The following is a 20,495-nucleotide window of genomic DNA, read 5'->3' on the forward strand; positions in this document are numbered from 1 at the left end:
ATGCGCGTCCTGAGCGTCCGAGGTGCCCTTCCCGTCCACCGCCACCGCCAGGAGGAGATCACCGAGGCCGTCGCGGGCTCGCTGCTGAAGGGCGCCGTCGACCGCGCGGTGCTCGACCGGTTCCACCGCAACGCCGGCGTCGAGACCCGGCACACCGCGCTGCCGCTCGAGCGCTACGGCGGGCTCCGCGACTTCGGCGAGTCCAACGACGCCTTCATCCGGGCCGGGGTCGAGCTCGGTGCCCGCGCCGTCGTGGACGCGCTCAAGGCGGTCGACCTCGCGCCGTCCGACGTCGACCTGGTCGTCTCGGCGACGGTGACCGGGCTCGCCGTGCCCTCCCTCGACGCGCGGGTCGCCGCGCTCACCGGCATGCGCGACGACGTGGTGCGGGTGCCGATCGTCGGCCTCGGGTGCGTCGCGGGCGCCGCCGGGGTCGCCCGCCTCCACGACCACCTGGCCGGCCACCCCGACGCGGTCGCGGTGCTGATGAGCGTGGAGCTGTGCTCGCTGACGCTGCAGCGCGACGACGTCTCGGTGCCCAACCTGGTCGCGAGCGGCCTGTTCGGCGACGGCGCCGCCGCGGTGGTCGCCGCGGGGTCGCGGCGCGCCGAGCAGCTGGTCGACGGCGGGCGCGTGCAGCCGGAGGTGCTCGCCGCCCGCAGCCGCCTCTACCCCGACTCCGAGCGGACCATGGGCTGGGACGTCGGCGCCGGCGGCCTGCGGATCGTGCTCGACGCCGCCGTCCCCGCCCTCGTGCGCCGGTACCTGGGAGACGACGTGCGCCGGTTCCTCGCCGACCACGGGCTCGGGCCCGCGGACGTCGGGTGGTACGTCGCGCACCCCGGTGGTCCCAAGGTGCTCGAGGCCCTCCAGGACGCGCTGCAGGTCGACTGCGACGCGCTCGCCCTCACCTGGGACTCCTTGCGCCGCATCGGGAACCTCTCCTCGGCCTCGGTGCTGCACGTGCTGGCCGACACCCTCGCGACCCGGCCGCCGCGCCCCGGCTCGTACGGCCTGATGCTGGCGATGGGACCCGGCTTCTGCTCCGAGCTGGTCCTGCTGCGGGCGCCGGCATGAGCGTGCCGACCGCCGTGCCGGCCGCCGTGCCGGCCTCGGTGCCGGCCTCGGTGCCGCTCTTCACGCTGCTCGTCCTCGCGGTCGGCCTCGAGCGGCTGGCCGAGCTGGTCCTCTCCACCCGCCACGCGCGCTGGGCGTTCGCCCGCGGCGGCGTCGAGACCGGCCGCGGGCACTACCCGGTCATGGTCGTGGTGCACACGGGCCTGCTGGTCGGGTGCGTCGCGGAGGTGTGGCTCGCCGACCGGCCCTTCGTGCCCGCGCTCGGCTGGCCGATGCTCGCCCTGGTCGTCGTGTGCCAGTGCGTGCGCTGGTGGTGCATCCGCGCCCTCGGGCCGCGGTGGAACACCCGCGTGATCGTCGTGCCCGGGCTCCCGCTGGTCACCTCCGGGCCCTACCGCTTCCTGCCGCACCCCAACTACGTCGTGGTCGTCGTGGAGGGTGCGGCCCTCCCGCTCGTCCACACCGCCTGGCTCACCGCCGCGGCCTTCACCGTGGCGAACGCCGCGGTGCTGACCGTGCGCCTGCGCGAGGAGCGCCGGGCCTTGGCGGCGGCCGCGGCCCCGGCGATGCGGGCATGAGCGTCCGCCCGCTCGACCTGCTCGTCGCCGGCGGCGGCCCGGCGGGCCTGGTGACCGCGCTGCACGCCGCCCGCGCGGGCCTGGACGTCGAGGTCCGGGAGCCCCGCCCCGGCGCCGTCGACAAGGCCTGCGGCGAGGGCCTGATGCCCGGTGCGCTCCAGGCGCTGCTGGCCCTGGGCGTCGACCCGGCCGGGCACCCGTTCCGGGGTATCCGGTACGTCCGCGCGGGGCGGTCGGCCGACGCGGACTTCCGCCGCGGCCCCGGCCGCGGGATCCGCCGGACCACGCTGCACCGGGCGTTGCAGGAGGCGGCGGTGGCCGCCGGTGCCCGCATCGAGGAGCGCGCGGTCGCGGAGGTGCGGCAGGACGACGCGGGCGTCGTGGTCGACGGGCGGCGCGCCCGGTACCTGGTGGCCGCCGACGGCCTGCACTCGCCGGTGCGCCGCGCCCTCGGCCTCGACCTGCCCGCGACCCGGTACCCGCGGTTCGGGCTGCGCCGGCACTTCCGCACCGCGCCCTGGTCGCCGTACGTCGAGGTGCACTGGGGGCCCGAGGTCGAGGCCTACGTGACCCCGGTGGCCGACGACCTGGTCGGGGTCGCGGTGCTCGCCTCGACCAAGGGTTCCTTCGACGACCGGCTGCGCGCGCTCCCGGGCCTCACCGAGCTGCTCCGCGGCGCCGCGCCGGTGACCGAGGTGCGCGGCGCCGGCCCCCTGCGCCGGGGCGCCCGGCGGCGGGTGGCCGGGCGGATCCTGCTGGTCGGCGACGCCGCCGGGTACGTCGACGCGCTGACGGGCGAGGGCCTGGCCCTGGCCTTCGCCCAGGCGGCCGCGGCCGTGCGCGCGGTCGTCGACGGCGAGCCGGTGCGCTACGAGCGCGAGTGGACCCGCCTGACCCGGCGCTACCGCTGGCTCACCGCGGCGTTGCTCGCCGGCACGCGCCCGCGGGTCGCGCGGCGCGCCCTGGTCCCCGCCTCCCGGCTGCTGCCGCCGCTCTTCGACGGCGCGGTGAACGCGCTGGCCCGCCCGGTCGGCCCCGCCCGTCGAGCCCCCGACCGCTGAGCCCCCGACCGCCGGGCCCGCCGACCGGTCGATCCCGGCGATCAGTCGAGGTCGGCCTGCCAGAGGTCGGGCCCGAACACCTCGTACTGGATCTCCGCCGGCGCGACCCCGCGCTCGATCAGCGCCGACCGGACCGCCTGCATGAACGGGATCGGGCCGCACAGGTAGTACAGGGCGTCGTCGGGCAGCGTGACCTCGGACAGGTCCATGTAGCCGGCGTGCACGCCGGTCACCGGTTCGTTGCTGCCGGTGCCGTCCTCGTACCAGACGTGCATCGAGGCGTTGCGCGCCGCGAGGACGTCGCTGACGACCTGGCGGCGCAGCGCGAAGGAGGCCTCGTCGGCGTCGGCGTGCAACAGCGTGATGTCCAGCCCGGAGTCCGCGGCGACCAGGTGCGAGAGCATCCCCGCCATCGGGGTGACGCCGATGCCCGCGCTCGCGAAGACGACGGGCCGGCCGGCGTCGTCGAGGACGACGTCGCCGAAGGGCAGCGACAGGGTCAGCACGTCGCCCACGCCGACCGTGTCGCAGAGCAGCGTCGACATCTCGCCGTCGGGCTTCCCGTCGCCCTGCACCCGTTTGACCGCGAACTGCCGGTGCCGCCCGTCGTCGGCACGGGTGAGGCTGTACTGGCGCGGCTGACGGACGCCGTCGCGCATCGGCATCAGCACCGACACGTACTGGCCCGGCAGCGAGGTCTTCACCAGCCGGTCGTCGATCCGCTCGACGACGAACGTCACGACGTCGGCCGTCTCCCGGATCTTGCGCTCCACCCGCCAGGGGCGCCAGACCGTCTCCGTGCGGACGCCGCGGGCGCTGTAGAGGCCGCGCTCCTGGTTGATCAACGCGTTGGCCATCAGCCAGTAGACCTCGTCCCACGCGGCGGCGACCTCGGTGGTGACCGCGTCGCCGAGGACGTCGACGACCGCCCACATCAGGTGGTCGTGGACGACCTGGTACTGGTCGGGCCGGATGCCCAGGGAGGCGTGCTTGTGCGCGATCCGGCGCAGCAGCGTGTCGGGCGCGCGGTCCGGCCTGGTGAGCAGCGTGCTCGCGAAGGCGGCGACCGACCCGGCCAGCGCCCGCTGCTGGGAGCCCTCCGCCTGGTTCCCGCGGTTGAAGGTGCCGTCGAGCAGCTCCGGGTGCTCGGTGAACAGGTGCTCGTAGAACCGGGTCGCGATGGCCCCGATGTTCTCGCCCACCACGGGCAGCGTCGCCTCGATGACCGGGCGGGCCTGGTCCGACAGCACGGTTGCCTCCTGGGTGGGTCGGCGGGGAGCCCGCGTGTTCCCGCCCGCGTCACCGCCGAAACGGTCCCGACCGGTCGACTCAGCCGGGGTCGAGGTCGAGCCCGTCGGCGGCGTTGTGCCGCCACTGGTCCACCGTGCGGATGTAGCGGAAGAGCTCCTGCGAGCCCGGTGCCCAGCGGCCCTGGGTGGCGATGTCGAGCAGCGAGGCCCCGGCGCGGTAGGACTCGGTGGCGAACCCGGCGCGCAGCGAGTGGCAGGTGACCGGGTAGGGCAGCCCCGCGCGCTCGCCGGCCCGCGCGATCACGGCGGTGACGGCGTCGGGGGACAGGGGCTCGTCGCGGACCGTGTCGTGCCGGTCGATCCGGCGGAAGGCGGGTCCGCCCGTGTGCCTGCCCGCCCGCAGCCACGCCAGCCACGCCGAGCGGGGGCACAGCAGCGGATGACGCCGCCGGGGCAGGGCGCTGCGGCCGGTGGTCTTGCCGACGCGCACGTCGAGCACGATGCCGTTCTGCTCGACGGTCACGTCCGAGGTCAGCAGGTGGGCCTGATCGCTGGCCCGGGTGGCGCCGTAGAAGCCGATGGTCAGCATGGCGCGGTCGCGCAGCCCCCGGCGGGTGTCCGGGCAGGCACTCGACATCGCGAGCACGGCCCGCAGGTCCACGGCATGGGCCTGGCCGCGGCCGCGGCTCACGCCGTCGGCCGCAAGCCTCCGCCGGTAGATGGTGAGCGCCTCCCGCGCGGCGGCCGGGCCGCGGGGGTCGACGTCGGCGCCGAACTTCCGCAGCCCGTGCAGCGCCCCGGCGAGCCGGCGCCGGATGGTGGCCGGCGCCGCCGGGGGACCGGGCTCCCGGCCGACCCGCGGGGCCCCCTGCTCGAACCAGAGCACGAACCCGACCAGCGCGCCGCGGCCGCCGGACAGCAGCGGGATGCCGGCCCAGCGGGTGTAGTCCTCCCAGGCCGCCCAGTCCCGCGCGTACGCCTCCCGGGTGCTGGCCACCCGTTCGGCGTCGAGGTAGCGGTCCGCCGCCGCGTCGAGCGCGTCGACGCGCAGGGCCGCGTCGCGGTCGAGGTCCGAGGCCGGCTCCCCCGGGAGCGGCCGGCGCCGCGGCGAGGAGGTGGCCCGCGGCGTGAGCGCCCGGCCCGTCACCGACACGTCGGGCGGCCGGGTCCGGGGTGTTCGGGCGAGGTCACGGCGGGGTCGTGCACGTCCTGCAGGGTAGAAGCCGGGCGGCCGGCGGCGTCGGCGGCGCGCCCGGCGCCGGTCCTCAGAGGTCGAGGACCAGGCGGGCCGAGCAGGAGCGGGAGACGCAGATCATCATCGCGTCGTTCGCGGCCTGCTCGTCGGGGGTGAGCACCGAGTCGCGGTGGTCCGGCACGCCCTCGAGCACCCCGGTCTCGCAGGTACCGCAGGTGCCCTCGCGGCAGGAGGAGAGGATCCCGACGCCGGCGTCCTCGACGACCTCGAGGATCGACCGGTCCGCCGGCACGGTCAGCGTGGTGCCGGTCTGGGCGAGCTCGACCTCGAAGGCCTCCCGCGGCCCGTCGTCCGCGCCGGCCTTGGGTGCGAACCGCTCCAGGTGCAGGGAACCGGCTGGCCAGGCGGCGCACCGCTCCTCGACGGCGGCCAGCAGCGGCTCGGGGCCGCAGCAGTAGACCGCCGTGTCCGCGGCCGGCTCGCCGAGCAGGGCGGCCAGGTCGAGCAGCCCCGTCTCGTCCTGCGGCCGGACCTCGACCCGGTCGGGGTACCGCTCCTCCAGCCGGTCCCGGAAGGCCATCGACGCGAGGGTGCGGCCGCCGTAGACCAGCCGCCAGTCCGCGCCGGCCGCCTCCGCCGCGGCGATCATCGGCAGGATCGGCGTGATCCCGATGCCGCCGGCGAGGAACAGGTAGCGCGGGGCCTGGACGAGCGCGAAGTGGTTGCGCGGCCCGCGCACCCGCACGCTGTCGCCCTCGGCGAGCACGTCGTGGACGTGGGCCGAGCCGCCGCGGCCGGCCGGCTCGCGCAGCACCGCGACCTGCAGCACGGAGCGCTCGGCGGGATCGCCGCAGAGCGAGTACTGCCGGGTCAGGTCGCCGGAGAGCACCAGGTCGACGTGCGCCCCGGGCTCCCAGGCGGGCAGGTCCGCCCCGGCGGGGTCGCGCAGGGTCAGCTGCACGACGCCGTCGGCCAGGGTCTCCTTCTTCTCGAGGACCAGGTCGAGCTCGGGCTCGGTCCGCGGGTCGGTGGTCATCGGTCTCCTCGGGTGGCTCAGGCCGGTGCGGGCTCGCGGGACGGGGCGGGCTCGGGCGAGGGCTCCGGCACGGCGACGGGGTCGTGGCCCTCGGGATGGGCGAGCAGCCACTCCCACAGCTCGACCGGGTCGTCGAAGATCCGCTCGCTGCCGCAGTGGCAGACCGCGCGGAGCCGGTCGGTGCCCAGGACCCAGTGGATGCGGTAGACCCGGTCCCCGCTCAGGACGGGCGGGGTCTCCGGGATGCCGCCGTTCGCGGGGCCGCTCATCGGGTGGGCGCGGCGGGGGCGTTGCGCGGGGCCTGCCCGACCATGCGGGCGAGCATGCGGCGCGCGGCCAGGCCGCCGGTGTCGATGTTGATCGAGAGCTCCTGGTAGCCCTCGGGCTCGCGCCGGATCACCTGCTCGAGCACGTCGAGGGCCTCGACGTCCTGGAGCACGACGGTCCGGTTGTTCTCGGCGAGGAAGGCGGAGACCTCCTCGTCGCCGAGCGCGAAGTCGCGGGCGACCATCCAGAAGTCGTGCGTGGAGTGCTCGGTCTCCGGGGTGATCGCGTAGACGACCTCGACGTGGAAGGCGTCGGGGTCGGTGCCGTCCGGGTTCGGGACGGAGCCGACCGGGGCGATCCGGCTGTGCAGCTTGTAGAGGCACGGCGGCGTGTACTCGATGTCCTGCCAGCGGGCGATCCGCCCCTGCAGGCCCGTCGAGCGCGAGTAGAACGGCGGGCACTCGGCGTCGTCCATGTGCCGGGAGACGTAGACGACGCCGGCCTCGTCGTCGACCTCGGTGGAGATCGGGGTCGAGGCGACCTCGGGGGTGCCGATGTAGCCGCCGTGCAGGTAGGTCTCGTGCGAGAGGTCGAGCAGGTTGTCGACCAGCAGCGAGAAGCGGGCGGCCAGCGGCTCCAGCCCGCGGACGGTCGTGTAGTCCGGCGAGGCCAGGTAGGACGCGCGCGGGATGCGGGTGGGGTCGGCCAGCGCGGGGTCGCCGATCCAGATCCAGACCAGGGAGTCGAGCTCGACGACCGGGTACGGGGTGAGCCGGGCGGTGCGCGGCACGCGGGTCTGGCCGGGCACGGCGACGCACTTGCCGTCGGCGCCGTAGGTGAAGCCGTGGTAGCCGCAGACCACCTTGTCGTCCACCAGCCGCGACGGCGCCTGGGAGAGCGGGAAGCGGCGGTGCACGCAGCGGTCGGAGTTGGCGACGACCTCACCGGCCTCCGTGCGCCAGAACAGGATCGGCTCGTCGCAGATGGTGCGGGCGAACAGCTCGTTGCGGATCTCGGAACCGTAGGCGGCGACGTACCACTGGTTGCGGGGAATGGTGCTCACGAGGACGCTCCCTCGACTCGGGCCGTGGTGGGTGCGGCGGTGTCCCGGGTGGTGGTTCGGGGGGTGGCGGCGGGGGCGGCCCCGTCGGTCCGGCGCAGCCGGAGGAGGAAGAGCAGGGCCGCGGTCGCGACGAAGACCGCGCCGAAGACGACGTAGAGCTGTTCGGGCGTCCAGCCACCGTCGAGCAGCGTGCCGGCGAGGGTCGGGGCGAGGATCGCGCCGGCGCGGCCGATGGCCAGGCCGGTGCCCACGCCGGTGGTGCGCACGGCCGGGTCGTAGACGGTCGGGGTGAGGGCGTAGAGGCCGGCGACGCAGCCGTTGACGAACACCCCGATCACGGCCGCGATCACGAAGGCCAGGGTGAGCGAGGAGGACGCCCCGATGAAGATCGCCAGCAGCGCGCCGGTGGCCACCAGGTAGGTCGCCAGGACGGTGCGCAGGGCGAACTTCGCGGCCAGCAGGCCGAGCAGCGCGGCGCCGAAGATCCCGCCGACGTTGAGCAGGGTGCCGCCGGCGATCCCGGCGGTGGGGGACAGGCCCGCCTCGACCAGCAGGGTCGGCGTCCAGCTCGTCACGAAGTAGAAGCCCGCCATGATGCAGAAGAAGACGGGCCAGAGCACCAGGGTGGTCCGGCGCAGCCGCGGGGTGAGCAGCTCCCGGTACCCGGCGCCGACGCCCTTCGGCGCGGCGACCCGCTCGGGCAGGGCGGCCAGCGCCGCGTGGCCCATCCGGGCGAGCAGGGCGTTGACCCGCTCCAGGGCGCGCACCGGGCGGCGGACCAGCAGGAAGTCCAGCGACTCGGGCAGCCGCCACCACACCAGCGGGATCGACGCGGCCGTCGCGAGCCCGCCGGCCAGGAACACCGACCGCCAGCCGAACTGGCCGACGAGGAGGGCGGCGAGCAGGCCGCCGAGCGTGGCGCCCAGCGCGTATCCGGTCGAGTTCAGGCTGACGGCGAGGCCGCGCCACCGCTTCGACGCGTACTCGGCCGCGATGACGTTGCTGGTCGCGAGGATGCCGCCGATGCCCAGGCCGGTCACCGCGCGGAGCACGCCGAGCTGGACCGCGGACTGGCTGGCCGCGGACAGCAGCATCGCGGCGGCCGCGACGGCGAGGCAGCCGAGCACGATCGGCCGCCGGCCGAACCGGTCGGCCCACGGGGCCACGACCATCGACCCGACGGCCATGCCGATCAGGCCGGCGGAGAGGAGCAGGCCGAGCTGGGCGCCGCTCAGCCCCCAGTCGGCGGAGACGGACTTGCCGGCGAAGGCCATGACCAGCACGTCGAAGCCGTCGAGCATGTTCAGCAGCACGCACACGACGACGGCACCCCACTGGAAGCGGGACATCGGCCGGTCGTCGATCAGCTCCCGGACCGAGGCGCTCATCCGCGCCGGCCCTCGCGAGCGGGAAGGGTGGGAGGACGCATGGCAGCACTCCGTTGTCGACTGCGTCGGGGCCCGCCGGCGGGAGGTGGTGGCCGGGGCGGGCGCCGCCCGGATCGGGTCCCGGGGCGGTGTCCGAGAGCATGCGTGCGGGGTCCGGCCCCGCCGAACCCGACTTCCGGGAAATGGAAGGGTTTGTGGGAGGCGTCAGCCGGGGCGGTAGCCCTCGGCGAGCGCCCGGCCGATCGCGCGGGCGCTGGTCCGCACCAGCGGGGTGAGCGTGTGCGGCGAGGCCGTGCCGTGCCGGATCACCAGCGAGACGGCCGCGACCACCTGCCCGCGCTCGTCCTGGATCGGCGCGGCGACCGAGAGCGCGTCCATGGTCACCTGGCGGTCGCTGATCGCGAAGCCGTTCGTGCGGACGTCGGCCAGCATCCGCCGCAGCTGCTCGGCGTCGGTGACGGTGCGCTCGGTGAACCGCTCGATCCGGCTGCCGAGGACGTCGTCCTGCACCTCCACGGGGGCGTGCGCGAGCAGCACCAGCCCGACGCCGGTGGCGGTGAGCGCGAACCGCCCGCCGACCCGGGTGAGCACCGGGACCGCGCCGGACCCGCCGATCCGCTCGACGAACACGACCTCGGTGCCCTCGCGGACGGCGAGCTGGACGTTCTCCCGGGTGATCTGGGAGAGGTCCTCGAGGAACGGCAGGGCGCGTTCGCGCAGGCCCTGCCCGCGCGGGGCGAGCGCGCCGAGCTCCCAGAGCCGCAGTCCGACCCGGTAGCAGCCGGTGTCGTCGCGTTCCAGGGCGCCCCACTCGACGAGCTCGCCGAGGAGCCGGTGCGCGGTCGAGAGCGGCATCCCCGCGTGGCGGGCCAGCTGGCTCAGCGTCATCGCCGGGCGGGCCGGCCCGAACGCGGCGAGCAGGGCGAGCCCGCGGGTGAGCACGGGGCCCGTCGGACCCGTCGGCCGCCCCCGACCCGCCATGTCCGCCCCCGCTCGTCCGTCGCCGTACCCGTGTGAACCGCTAGTGTCCGTACCCGCCGCCGTGTCCGCCGCAGCCGGTCGGTTCCGGTCGCGCCGTCACGGGGTACCACCCGGCGACGTCGGCGCTCCGGCCGGCGGCCGGGGAGGTCGTGATGACCGGGATGTACGACGTCGCCGTGGTCGGGGCGGGACCGGCCGGGAGCGCGGCCGCCCTGCGGGTGCTGCAGCTCCGGCCGGACGCCCGCGTCCTGCTGCTCGACGCGGCCCGGTTCCCGCGCGACAAGACCTGCGGCGACGGGATCGCGGCCGGGGTCTTCGACCTGCTCGCGGCCCTGGGTGTGCCCGACCTCGCCGGGCTCGGTGCGTCCGTGCCGAGGTTGCACGTGCGCTCGCCGCGCGGGGCCGTGGTCGACCGGTGCTGCGCCCGCCCCAACCGCGTCGTGCCCCGGGCCGTGCTCGACGACGCCCTGGTCAGGGCCTGCGTCGGGCGCGGGGCCCGGTTGCGGCGGCAGCGCGTCCGCCGCGTCGACGCCCACGCCGACCACGTGGTGCTCGACGGCGACACGGCCGCGCGCATCGTGATCGGCACCGACGGGGCCAACTCCGTCGTCCGGCGCAGCCTCGGGATCGCGTCCCGGCCGCGGGACACGGCCGTGGCGGTCCGGGGCTACAGCCCGCAGGCCCCCGCGGTCCCGGGAGCGCTGCACATCGCGTTCGCGGAGGGGCGGCGCCCGGCCTACGCGTGGTCCTTCCCGCTCGCCGACGGCGGCGCGAACGTCGGCTACGGGATCTTCGACGGCACCGCGCCGACCAGCCGCGACGAGCTCCTCGCGGGGCTCGACGCGCAGCTGCCGGGCAGCCGCCTCGACCCCGCGACCGTCCGGGGGCACCGCCTGCCGCTGTCCACCGGCGGCCGCGTCCAGCCCGACGGGCGGGTGCTCCTCGCGGGCGACGCGGCCGCGCTGGTCAACCCGCTCACCGGCGAGGGCATCTTCGACGCGGTGGCCTCCGGGGTGCTCGCCGGGCAGGCCGCGCTGTGCGGGGCGGCCGCGGGCGCGGTCCACCGGGCGAGCCTGCGCCGCTGCTTCGCCCGCCACCACCGCCACACCGCGGCGCTGGCCCGCCTGATGCGGAGCCCCCGGTTCGTGCACGCCGCCGTGCTCGCCGCGGCGGGGGACCGGGCGGTGTTCGACGACGTCGTCGAGGTCGGCCTGGGAAGGGGCGCCGCGCACGCGCGCACCCTCGCCGCGATCGGCGCCCTGTTCGTGCGGCCGGGGACGGGCCGCCGCGTGGCCGTGCCCGCGGGGCCGCTCCTCGCCCCGGCGGCACCCTGACGGTCGATCACCGGGAGGTGTTCATGTCGATCCTCGTCCGTGCCGAGCTGCGGGCTCGCGCCGGCAGGCGCGAGGAGCTCACCGGACTGGCGGTCGCCCTCGCCGAGGCCGCCGCGGAAGAACCGGGAACCCTCCGCTACGAGTGGTTCACCAGCGACGATCCGGACGATCTCGTCGTCGTCGAGGAGTACGCCGACGCCGAGGCGGCCCTGGCGCACAACCGGCACTGTGCCGACCTCCTGCATCGCGTTCCCGCGCTGGCCGAGATGACCTCCGTGCACCTGCACGGCCCGCTGGACCCTGGGCTGCAGGCCTGGATCGCCGAGACTCCGGTCGCCCACGGCCATCCACCCCTGGGTCCGCCCTGAGGCCGTCGCCGCATCACGGATCGGGCGTTCCTCTGCCCCGACATGTGCCGGTCGGCGGCGGGCCGCTCAGCGGGGGAGGGGGCCGACGTCCGGCCGGCGCCCGGAGCGCAGGGCGGCGTGCTGCTGCCCGGGCCCGGGTCCGGACCGCGCCGCCAGCGCGTCGGCGACCGCCCCGGTGGCGAAGGCGTAGACGGCCTTGTGCAGCAGGTCCACCGCGAGCTCCGGGCGCGGCCAGGTCTGCGGCGGCGCCCCGACGCCCGTCGCGTTCTCCAGGATCTGGTCGTTCGTCAGCCGCACCACGGTGAACATCGCCGAGGACGCGGGGCCGCGCAGCCCCACCTGCGCCATCACGCTGCGCAGCACCCCGAGCAGGGCGCCCTGCCCGTAGTGCATCGCCCAGTTCACCGGCACCGGCTGGCGCCGCGGCCGCTCCCTCGCCCCGGTCAGCCGCTCCAGCGTCCGGGCCGGGACGTGGGAGTCCGGCCGGCCCGTCAGCCGCTGCTCGAGCTTCTCGCCGAGCGTCATCACCGCCACCCCGCAGGCCCCGGCCAGGGCCCCCTGCCACACCGCACGACTCAGCATGTCCGCGGCCTACCCGCCCCGGTGCCGGCGACTCCCCGGGGGACCGGGCACACGAGGTCCTTCGTCCCTGGCCCCCGCCACCCGGTCCACCGACCCTGACCGGGCTGACGGCCCGACGGCGGCGGAGGTTCGATCCCGACATGAACCGCGACGAGATCGAGGACGACATGACCCGCGACGACGTCCGCGAGTGGTTGGTCGAGCTGCTCCTCGACAGGGTCCGCGAGAGCCGCTGTCCCAGCTACACCCAGCTCGACCTCCTCGAGCAATGGATCCCCCGCCGCAGGATCCCGGAGTACCTGAGGGTGCTGCAGGCGAAGGTCGAGCAGGACCGCTACCCGAGCATCCCCCTGCTGCGCCGGATCCGACGGGTGGCCGAGCGCCTGCCGCACCACCACGAGCGGGAGCGCGACGAGGTGCCGGCGGGCTGAGCGCCCCCGGTTCTTCAGGGCCACTGCTCCGGACGGTCGCCGGCCTCGGGCCGCACGACGGCGACCGGGGCGTCGGCGTGCTGCAGGACGGCCTGGCTCACCGAGCCCAGCAACGCTCCGCGCACCATGCCGCGCCCCCGTGACCCGACGACGACCAGCCCGGCGCCGCGCGAGCGCGCCATCAGGGCGGCCGCCGGGGGGTCGCGCCGCACGACCCGCTCGACCGCCACCTCGGGGTGTTCAGCCGTCCGTCGTCGGCGCAGCTTCGACCCGATCTACGACGAGCACTCCTTCGACCTGACCTTCCCGGCCTCCTGGCGCCCGTTCCTACGGCCGCGACCAGCCGCAGCGGCGCGCCCCGCCGTGCGGCCTCGACCGCCGCCCAGCGGACGGCGGCGAGCGCCGGGTCCGACCCGTCGACGCCGACGACCACGGCGGTGCGGGCGGTGGCGTTCATCGGCCCTCTCCGCCCTTCGTGCGGTGCTGCCAGCGGCCCGGGTCGATCTCCAGGGCGGCGCGGTCCCACCCGGCGAGCTCGGCGGCCGCCTCGTAGGTGCCCTGCAGGAACTCGCGTACCAGCCGGTCCGGGTCGGCGGCGGTGCGCGCGGCCTCGTAGGGCAGCACGAACTGCTGGAACTCCGCGCTGTAGAACGCGCCCTCCGCCTCGACGGGGTACTTGGAGAACCCGTCGGGCACGGGATAGGCGTAGGCGTAGAAAGCGCCCTCCTCGCCACCACCGGGCCAGAACCCGCAGCTGGACAGTTCGTGCGAGTAGCCCTCGACCATCACCCAGTCCCCGCAGTTCGGCGCCCCTCCGGGGTGCGGCGGGGCGGGACGCCCGGAGAACCGGGTGCAGGCCAGGTCCATCGAGCCCCAGAAGAAGTGGACGGGGCTGACCTTGCCCGCGAAACGCGACCGGAACTCACCGATCAGGCGGTTCGCCTGCAGCAGCTGCCGCCAGAACAGCAGGACCGCCTCACCGTCGTAGGACGCGTGCTCGTGATCGTCGGGGAAGGGGATGGCGGGGTCCACCTCGTTCGGCACCGGGCGGATCGGCGCCTCGATGCCCAGCCGGCGGAGGACCGCCATCGTCTCGTCGTGGAAGTCGGCGACGGACATCGGCCGGAGCTCGAGCCCGCCCGAGCCGCCGTCGCTGCTGCGGACCTCGAGCCGACGACCGAGGAAGTCGAACTCGATCTCGAACGCGCCCGCGGCGTACGGGATCGTCGACGTGGTCAGCCCGCGCGGGCTGACGTACAGCGTCACCTGCCACCAGTGGTTGACCAGCGGCGCGTGGGCCATCCGGATCTTGCCCACGACCTGGGTCCACATGTGCAGGGTGTCCCGCGTGGCCGTCCAGTCCGCCACCGGCAGGCTCGGCCATGCAGTCACCGCACCGCTCTGCTCCGCGACCACAGCGCACTCCCCTCCGTCGGTGTCGTGCCGCGCCGGGTGACCTCGCGTCCTCCAGCATGGAGGGCCGCAGCCGGCCGGCCAATGCCCGCCAGTGCCGCTCCGGGCCCGCGTGATCGGCGAGGGTGCCCAGGCGCCCAGGAGGGGGCGGGTGTCGGACGTGCACGCGGTGACCGGGTGAGATTCAGGGGAGGGCCGAGTGCCGAAGGCATCTCGATCTCTGTCCCACTTCAACGTATAGCGCCCCAGGGGGCTTGCCACAAGACCCGGTGGGTGCCGCAGACTCTGCGGCCGTCACCGGGGTCCGCGAGGTGCGGACGGTGGCGGCAGCCGACGAAAGTGGGGGAAGCAGTGGTGGGTAGCGGCGGTGGCGCGGCGACGACGGTCGCGCTCGGTCGTCCCGTGCTCAGGTTCGAGGAGATCGACCGCGGCCGGATCGGCTCGGTCGGCGGGAAGGGCGCGCACCTGGGGGAGCTCTCGCGGATCGAGGGCGTCGACGTGCCGCCCGGCTTCTGCGTGACGACGGAGGCGTTCCGACGGGTGACGGCGGGGGTGCCGGCGTTCGAGGACCGGCTCGACCGGCTGTCATCCGTGGACCCGGACGACCGGGACGCGATCGCGGCGCTCAGCGCCGAGATCCGTGAGGTCGTCGCGACCCTTCCCGTCCCCGACGACCTCGCGGCGGCCGTCACCGGCCCGGTCCGCGAGGCGACCGCCTACGCCGTGCGGTCCAGTGCGACCGCCGAGGACCTCCCGACGGCCTCCTTCGCGGGTCAGCAGGACACCTACCTGAACGTCGTGGGCGCCGCGGCCGTCCTCGACCACGTCCGCCGGTGCTGGGCCTCGCTGTTCACCGAGCGTGCCGTGGCCTACCGGCTGCGCGGCGGCGTCGACCACCGGCAGGTCCGGATGGCCGTCGTCGTGCAGGAGATGGTCGTCCCGGACGCGTCGGGTGTGCTGTTCACGGCCGACCCCGTGACGTCGAACCGGCAGGTCACCTGCGTGGAGGCCGTGCTCGGGCTCGGCGAGGCCCTGGTCTCCGGCCTGGTGAATGCCGACCGCTTCACGGTGCGCGACGGCGCCGTCGTCGACCGGGCGATCGCCACGAAGCAGTGGGCGGTCCGGGCCTCGGCCGGCGGCGGTACCCGGCGGCAGGAGGTCGCCCCGCAGGCCCGGCAGGCGCCGGCCCTGACCGAGACGCAGGTGCTGCGCCTCGCGGACCTGGGCCGCCGCATCGAGGCGCACTTCGGCTGCCCGCAGGACATCGAGTGGTGCCTGACCGGGAACGACCTCCGGATCGTGCAGACCCGCCCGATCACCACCCTGTTCCCCGTCCCGCCGGCCGACGACGGGGGCGCCCACGTCTACCTCTCCGTCGGGCACCAGCAGATGATGACCGACGCGCTGAAGCCGCTCGGGCTGTCGTTCTGGCAGATGACGACACCGCGGCCGATGGCGGAGGCCGGCGGGCGGCTGTTCGTCGACGCCACCCCGATGCTGGCGTCGGCGGCCGGCCGGCAGAACATCCTGGAGGTCATGGGCCGGTCCGACCCGCTCATGGCGGACGCGCTGCGGACGGTGCTGGCCCGCGGCGACCTCGGCGGAGCGCCGTCCGCCGACGACGGACCGCGTGCCGTCCCGCCGACGGACCCGGTCGACCCCGACCCGGCCGTCGTCGACGAGCTGATCGCGCGGACCCGGGCGTCGTTGGCCGTTCTCGACCGCGAGATCCGCACCCGCCGGGGACCGGAGCTGCTCGACTTCATCCGCGAGGACCTCCAGGAGCTGCGGCGGCTGCTCTTCGACCCGTTCGGCCACCGGGTGTTCATGACGGCGATGAACGCGGCGTGGTGGCTCGACGAGCACCTGCGCGAGTGGCTGGGGGAGGAGGGCGCGACCGACACGCTCACCCAGTCCGTCCCGAACAGCGTCACCTCGGAGATGGGGCTCGCGCTCCTCGACGTCGCCGACGTCGTCCGCCCCCACCCGGAGGTGGTGGAGTTCCTGCGCGGCGTCATCGACGACGGCTTCCTCGACGAGCTGCCCCGGGTCGCGGGCGGGCGCGCGGCGCGGGACGCGATCCGCGGCTACCTCGACACCTACGGCATGCGGTGCGCCGGCGAGATCGACATCACGAGGCCGCGATGGAGCGAGCAGCCCACGGTCCTGGTGCCGGTGCTGCTCGGGCACGTCGAGCACGCCGAGCCCGGGGCGAGCCGCCGGCGCTTCGCGCAGGGGCGGCAGGAGGCGTGGGAGAAGGAGCAGGACCTGCTCGCCCGGCTGCGGGCCCTGCCCGGCGGGGACCGGCGGGCGGCCGAGACGAAGACGATGATCGACCGCCTGCGGACCTTCATCGGCTATCGCGAGTACCCCAAGTTCGGCATGGTCAGCCGCTACTTCCGCTACAAGCAGGCCCTGCTGCGCGAGGCCGACCGCCTCGTGGCCGAGGGCGTGCTGGCCGACCGCGAGGACATCTACTACCTGCGCTTCGACGAGCTGTGCGACGTCGTCCGCGCCGGGTGCGCCGACCGGCAGCTCCTCGCGCGGCGCAGGGAGGAGTACCGCGGGTACCAGGCGCTCACGCCGCCGCGGGTGCTCACGTCCGACGGCGAGGCGCTCTCCGGGTCCTACCGGCGCGACGACGTCCCGGCCGGTGCGCTGGCCGGGCTCGCGGTGTCCGCCGGAACCGTCGAGGGGCGCGCCCGCGTCGTCCTGGACATGGCGCACGCCGACCTCGGCACCGACGACATCCTCGTCACCGCCTACACCGATCCCAGCTGGTCACCCGTGTTCGTCACGATCAAGGCGCTCGTGACCGAGGTCGGCGGCCAGATGACCCACGGCGCGGTGGTCGCCCGGGAGTACGGCCTGCCCGCCGTGGTGGGGGTCGAGCGGGCCACCCGCCTGATCCGGGACGGTCAGCGGATCCGGGTCAACGGGACGAGCGGGTACGTCGAGCTCCTGAGCTAGCGGCGCGGGAACCCCCCCGCCGCGCGCTGGTGCTCGTGGTCGATCACCGTCGGCACCCGAGAAGGTCTTCGCCCACCAGCCCCCCGAGCGCCGTCGTTCCCGCACCGGTTACCTCACCGACGGCGCCCGTGTCGTCCGGGAGTATCCGCGGGCCGCGCCCGACGGTGACCAGATGGACATCGTCGGGGTCATGGAGCTGCGGGACGGGCTCCTCGCCCGGCACCGCGTCCACTGGGGCTGGGTCGGCGTCGGGGATGCTCCTCGACGGGCGGCACTCGCGATGACATGCACGCTTCCGGGCGGCCGGAGTGCGGCAGCGACTGCGCCGTTCGTCCCAACTTGTGAACAACCTTTGACGCGAATGCGTGACGGATGCGCCGCGGGGTAGCCGGTCCTCGCCCGCGCCGGTAGCGGCCGAGGGTCGACACCTCCGTGGGCAGTCATCGTCGACACCCGCAAACAGGAGAACCCGGATGCGCATCGTAGTACGTGCCGCGCTGGTAGCCGCCTCCGTGCTCGGCAGCCTGGTCCTGGCCACCACTTCGGCCGTCGCTGCCCCCACCGACCAGGACGCGACCTGGTTGCGGGCCGCGCACCAGAGCAATCTGGCGGAGATCGCGGCCGGCAACGCCGCCCAGCAGGCGGCCGCGACCGAGGACGTCCGCAACCTCGGACGGATGTTCGTGCAGATGCACACCGAGCTGGACGGCCAGCTCAAGCCGGTGGCCCAGCAGCTGGGCGTCGAACTGCCCGACCGGCCCACTGCCACCCAGCAGCAGCAGCTCGCCGCGGTGCAGCAGAAGTCCGGGCAGGCGTTCGACACGGCGTGGATCGCCCAGCAGATCGGCTCGCACTCCACCACGCTGGCCGCGACCCAGCAGGAGCTGCAGGCCGGGTCGGACTCGCAGGTGCTGACCCTCGCGCGCACCGCGACGCCGGTGGTCGAGCAGCATCTCGCCGAGCTGCGGAGCGCGGCACAGAAGTACGGCGTCCCGACCTCGGTGCCCGGTGGCACCGGCGGGCAGGCCGCCACCGACGGGCTGCGGGCCGGCGGTTGGGGTGTCGCCGGAGCCGGCGTCCTCGCGGTGATCGCCGCGATCGTCTGGACCCGGCGGCGGTCCCTCACGCGATGACCGTTCCCCGTCGGGGTGGGCCCGCACTCCTCGCCCTGATCGGGATGGTGCTCGTCGGCTCGGGGCTGGCCATGACCACGGCCATGCCCCGGGCCGCCAGCTCCGACATCACCCCGGTCGCCTCGCCGGCGCCGGCGTCGACGCCAGGGCCCCCGCAGCCGACTCCCGTCACCCCGGACCACGTCGCGAGCCCCCCGCCGGGGTCGGTGAGCGCCACACCCGCAGGCCCTGCGAAGGTGGCCGCCCCGGTCACGCTGTCGCTGCCGCAGGCACCCGACGTCCCGGTCGTTCCGGTCGGCGTGCTGCCCTCGGGCGCGCTGCAACTGCCCGACCAGCCCAGTGTGCTCGGCTGGTACGCCGCCGGTGCCGCGCCCGGCCAGGACACCGGTAGCGCCGTGGTGGCGGGTCACATCGACTCCGCGGCACTCGGGCCCGGTCCGCTCAAGGGACTGCTCGATCTTCCTCGCGGCGCACCGCTGCAGGTGGTGGACGCGGCGGGCGGGATCCACCGCTTCTCGGTGGTCTCCCGCACGTCCTACCGCAAGTCCGCGCTGCCGGCCGAGCTGTTCCGCCGCGACGGGCCCCCGCAGTTGGCCCTCATCACCTGCGGCGGGCCGTTCGACACGGTCCGCAAGCAGTACGCCGACAACGTCGTGGTCCTCGCCGCACCGGCATAGCCGTGCGGACGGTCGACCGAAGCTGTCCGTGGCGGGGAGGGACATCGGACCGCTCGGTCGGCCCAGAACGGTCGCCCACGCCGTCCTGGCGAGGGGATGTGCAGAATGCGCCGCACGCGAAAGGCGGTCAGGCGGCTCTCGATCCGTTCCGAGGCACGTTCTCACCGCATCCCGCGCATCAGCGCCAACCAGAAGAGGAAGCAGAGGAGTACGACGGCGGCGAGTACTCGAACCAGGGCCACGAACCCGGCAGACAGTTCCGACGACCTCGTCGCCCGGTTCGTGGACAGGAGCAGGGTCAGGAGCACCACTGCGCCCGCCAGGCACGCTACCCCCGCGGTGGCGACCACGTCGCGCCCCGAGGTAGCGGGTGAGCAGGTCGATCGACTGTCCTGTGAGGAATCATGCCTTGGCGTCGTCCGACCACTGCACGCGTTAGCGGCTCCGCGGACGGCTTCACTCGATCAGAGCAATGATGGTGGACGGCGCCAGGCCGCCCGGTTGGCCGGCGGTGCGCACTGGCCGAGGCCGAGTTGGTGCGGCCTAGCGGTGTGTCCCTGTTCGAGTCGAAAGCCGTGGGGATCCAGCAGGCGCGCAGCGCCCACATCTCCTCAGGACGTGCACGCCTCGCGACGGGCTGCCGCTCGCTCCCGGTTTCCCGCCGCTCCCGCGCTCATGAGGCCAGTCGACCCGGGAGAAGAGGTGTTCTCCCGAGTAGAGAGCATGCTCTAACCACCAGATCTGTACTCGCAGAACTAGTTCTAATCCCGTAGTTGCTGATCAGACGGCCTGACTCTGCTGATCAGGTGGGCTGACTACTTCTCCCGAGACTGTTCTTGCTGGTCAACGCCGTGATGGACGAGCGCGGGGTCCGACGGGATGGGGTAGGACCGCCCCCGGCCCTTATGACAACTTCGTGGGCGCAGGTCGACCACTCGCCTTGCTCCGACCACGCCAGCTGCAGAAGCGCCCGCGCCCGCCGGACAGCGGCCACCCGGGGACGACGCCCCGCCCGGGCGCTTCGCGGTCGTCGCACCGCGACCTCTCCCCGGGTCCGGCAGTGACGGGCTCCCCGCCCGAGGGATACCGCGCGCGCCGCCAGCGCACGGCCCTTCCGGGATCCGCGCAGCGCAGTCCGGCGGCCGGAACGGCGCCGCTGCCGAGCCGACTAGGCTTCGAACGACACATCTGTCGTTCGTGCAACGAGGGATCCGAGGATCTCCGGGAGGAGAGTCGGTGGACGACGCCCAGGGCGCGGCGACGGCGGTGCGAGTCGCGGACCAGGGACAACCCGCCGGGGAGCCGCGCCGGTGCGCGTTCCGGCGTTGCCGGGAGCCGCTGCCGGTGCTGGCGGGCCGGGGCAACCGGCCCCGCTACTGCCAGGACGGCCGCTCCTGGGGGACGAAGGGGCTGAGCTGCAAGGACGCCGAGGCGGCGTTCGTGGCGGTCGAGTCGCTCCGCGAGGAGGGCGACACCGCGGGCGCGGTCACCGCCGTCGACGACCTGGGTGCCCGGCTCACCGCCGCGGCCGGCCCGCTGGCCGCGGTGCTCGACGGGGTGGCGGTGCTGCAGGCCCGCCTCGACGACGAGGTGCGCGAGGCGTTGGCGGACCGGGACGCCGCGTTGGCCCGGGCGGCGGAGGACCACGGAGCGCGGCTCGCGGCCGAGGAGCGCGCGTCGCGGGCCGAGGC

General features: G+C 75.0%; 21 protein-coding genes and 1 pseudogene. 10 read left to right on the top strand and 12 right to left on the bottom strand.

Annotated features, from left to right (window positions below; all coding sequences use genetic code 11):
• The 3 genes from ACFQH9_RS27910 to ACFQH9_RS27920 are packed head-to-tail and all read left to right on the top strand — an operon-like array spanning position 1 to position 2,716.
• On the top strand, positions 1 to 1,077 hold the full coding sequence (locus tag ACFQH9_RS27910; protein WP_379570666.1) for a type III polyketide synthase: 1,077 nt from the start codon (positions 1 to 3) through the stop codon (positions 1,075 to 1,077).
• On the top strand, positions 1,074 to 1,655 hold the full coding sequence (locus tag ACFQH9_RS27915; RefSeq protein WP_379570668.1) for an isoprenylcysteine carboxyl methyltransferase family protein: 582 nt from the start codon (positions 1,074 to 1,076) through the stop codon (positions 1,653 to 1,655). Before ACFQH9_RS27910 ends, ACFQH9_RS27915 begins: the two co-directional genes overlap by 4 nt.
• Positions 1,652 to 2,716: an NAD(P)/FAD-dependent oxidoreductase gene (locus tag ACFQH9_RS27920; RefSeq protein WP_379570670.1), complete on the top strand. Its 1,065-nt coding sequence runs from the start codon at positions 1,652 to 1,654 to the stop codon at positions 2,714 to 2,716. Before ACFQH9_RS27915 ends, ACFQH9_RS27920 begins: the two co-directional genes overlap by 4 nt.
• A 41-nt stretch (positions 2,717 to 2,757) precedes the next feature.
• Here ACFQH9_RS27920 and ACFQH9_RS27925 read toward each other — a convergent pair whose 3' ends face one another.
• The 7 genes from ACFQH9_RS27925 to ACFQH9_RS27955 all read right to left on the bottom strand — a co-directional run bounded on the left by ACFQH9_RS27925 (position 2,758) and on the right by ACFQH9_RS27955 (position 9,896).
• Positions 2,758 to 3,966 (bottom strand): globin domain-containing protein, encoded by a 1,209-nt coding sequence (locus ACFQH9_RS27925; RefSeq protein ID WP_379570672.1) that lies wholly within the window; start codon positions 3,964 to 3,966, stop codon positions 2,758 to 2,760.
• 79 nt (positions 3,967 to 4,045) lie between these two features.
• Positions 4,046 to 5,113 (bottom strand): tyrosine-type recombinase/integrase, encoded by a 1,068-nt coding sequence (locus tag ACFQH9_RS27930; RefSeq protein ID WP_379570674.1) that lies wholly within the window; start codon positions 5,111 to 5,113, stop codon positions 4,046 to 4,048.
• A 118-nt stretch (positions 5,114 to 5,231) separates the two neighbouring features.
• A complete protein-coding gene (locus ACFQH9_RS27935; RefSeq protein ID WP_379570676.1) occupies positions 5,232 to 6,197 on the bottom strand; it encodes a PDR/VanB family oxidoreductase in 966 nt (321 codons plus the stop codon).
• 17 nt (positions 6,198 to 6,214) lie between these two features.
• Positions 6,215 to 6,466 (bottom strand): hypothetical protein, encoded by a 252-nt coding sequence (locus tag ACFQH9_RS27940; RefSeq protein ID WP_379570678.1) that lies wholly within the window; start codon positions 6,464 to 6,466, stop codon positions 6,215 to 6,217.
• A complete protein-coding gene (locus tag ACFQH9_RS27945; protein WP_379570680.1) occupies positions 6,463 to 7,527 on the bottom strand; it encodes a Rieske 2Fe-2S domain-containing protein in 1,065 nt (354 codons plus the stop codon). Before ACFQH9_RS27945 ends, ACFQH9_RS27940 begins: the two co-directional genes overlap by 4 nt.
• Positions 7,524 to 8,915, bottom strand: a complete 1,392-nt coding sequence (locus tag ACFQH9_RS27950; protein ID WP_379570682.1) for an MFS transporter — start codon at positions 8,913 to 8,915, stop codon at positions 7,524 to 7,526. Before ACFQH9_RS27950 ends, ACFQH9_RS27945 begins: the two co-directional genes overlap by 4 nt.
• A 204-nt stretch (positions 8,916 to 9,119) precedes the next feature.
• Positions 9,120 to 9,896 (bottom strand): IclR family transcriptional regulator, encoded by a 777-nt coding sequence (locus tag ACFQH9_RS27955; protein WP_379570684.1) that lies wholly within the window; start codon positions 9,894 to 9,896, stop codon positions 9,120 to 9,122.
• Positions 9,897 to 10,048: 152 nt separating this feature from the next.
• Between ACFQH9_RS27955 and ACFQH9_RS27960 the strand changes: the two genes are divergently transcribed.
• Positions 10,049 to 11,230 carry a geranylgeranyl reductase family protein gene (locus ACFQH9_RS27960; RefSeq protein WP_379570686.1) on the top strand — a complete coding sequence of 394 codons (1,182 nt, stop codon included), beginning with the start codon at positions 10,049 to 10,051 and terminating at the stop codon, positions 11,228 to 11,230.
• 23 nt (positions 11,231 to 11,253) lie between these two features.
• Positions 11,254 to 11,598: a putative quinol monooxygenase gene (locus ACFQH9_RS27965; RefSeq protein ID WP_379570688.1), complete on the top strand. Its 345-nt coding sequence runs from the start codon at positions 11,254 to 11,256 to the stop codon at positions 11,596 to 11,598.
• Between the two features lie 66 nt (positions 11,599 to 11,664).
• On the opposite strand, the gene ACFQH9_RS27970 is transcribed toward ACFQH9_RS27965, so the two are convergent.
• Positions 11,665 to 12,180, bottom strand: a complete 516-nt coding sequence (locus tag ACFQH9_RS27970; protein WP_379570690.1) for a hypothetical protein — start codon at positions 12,178 to 12,180, stop codon at positions 11,665 to 11,667.
• 140 nt (positions 12,181 to 12,320) lie between these two features.
• Between ACFQH9_RS27970 and ACFQH9_RS27975 the strand changes: the two genes are divergently transcribed.
• Positions 12,321 to 12,611: a hypothetical protein gene (locus tag ACFQH9_RS27975; protein ID WP_379570692.1), complete on the top strand. Its 291-nt coding sequence runs from the start codon at positions 12,321 to 12,323 to the stop codon at positions 12,609 to 12,611.
• A 14-nt stretch (positions 12,612 to 12,625) separates the two neighbouring features.
• On the opposite strand, the gene ACFQH9_RS27980 is transcribed toward ACFQH9_RS27975, so the two are convergent.
• From ACFQH9_RS27980 to ACFQH9_RS27990, 3 genes are read right to left on the bottom strand one after another with little or no spacing between them, the layout of a single operon-like run.
• The gene (locus tag ACFQH9_RS27980; protein ID WP_379570694.1) at positions 12,626 to 12,841 is read right to left on the bottom strand and encodes a universal stress protein; all 216 of its coding nucleotides are present in this window, start codon (positions 12,839 to 12,841) and stop codon (positions 12,626 to 12,628) included.
• Positions 12,793 to 13,068, bottom strand: a complete 276-nt coding sequence (locus ACFQH9_RS27985; protein WP_379570696.1) for a universal stress protein — start codon at positions 13,066 to 13,068, stop codon at positions 12,793 to 12,795. Before ACFQH9_RS27985 ends, ACFQH9_RS27980 begins: the two co-directional genes overlap by 49 nt.
• On the bottom strand, positions 13,065 to 14,003 hold the full coding sequence (locus ACFQH9_RS27990; RefSeq protein ID WP_379570698.1) for a DUF5996 family protein: 939 nt from the start codon (positions 14,001 to 14,003) through the stop codon (positions 13,065 to 13,067). Before ACFQH9_RS27990 ends, ACFQH9_RS27985 begins: the two co-directional genes overlap by 4 nt.
• Before the next feature lie 423 nt (positions 14,004 to 14,426).
• Between ACFQH9_RS27990 and rph the strand changes: the two genes are divergently transcribed.
• From rph to ACFQH9_RS28005, 3 genes are all read left to right on the top strand, one after another.
• Positions 14,427 to 16,994 carry a rifamycin-inactivating phosphotransferase gene (gene rph / locus ACFQH9_RS27995; protein WP_379570700.1) on the top strand — a complete coding sequence of 856 codons (2,568 nt, stop codon included), beginning with the start codon at positions 14,427 to 14,429 and terminating at the stop codon, positions 16,992 to 16,994.
• Between the two features lie 473 nt (positions 16,995 to 17,467).
• Entirely contained in the window at positions 17,468 to 18,127 is a 660-nt protein-coding gene (locus ACFQH9_RS28000; RefSeq protein ID WP_379570702.1) for a DUF4142 domain-containing protein, read from the top strand.
• A complete protein-coding gene (locus ACFQH9_RS28005; protein WP_379570704.1) occupies positions 18,124 to 18,804 on the top strand; it encodes a class F sortase in 681 nt (226 codons plus the stop codon). Before ACFQH9_RS28000 ends, ACFQH9_RS28005 begins: the two co-directional genes overlap by 4 nt.
• A 161-nt stretch (positions 18,805 to 18,965) precedes the next feature.
• Here ACFQH9_RS28005 and ACFQH9_RS28010 read toward each other — a convergent pair whose 3' ends face one another.
• Entirely contained in the window at positions 18,966 to 19,115 is a 150-nt protein-coding gene (locus ACFQH9_RS28010) for a hypothetical protein (RefSeq protein WP_379570706.1), read from the bottom strand.
• 925 nt (positions 19,116 to 20,040) lie between these two features.
• Between ACFQH9_RS28010 and ACFQH9_RS28015 the strand changes: the two are divergent.
• Positions 20,041 to 20,495 (top strand): annotated as a pseudogene (locus ACFQH9_RS28015) (hypothetical protein); the annotation flags it as partial.

The sequence above is a fragment of the Pseudonocardia lutea genome, from assembly GCF_042658055.1.
GTDB classification, from domain to species: Bacteria; Actinomycetota; Actinomycetes; order Mycobacteriales; family Pseudonocardiaceae; genus Pseudonocardia; species Pseudonocardia lutea.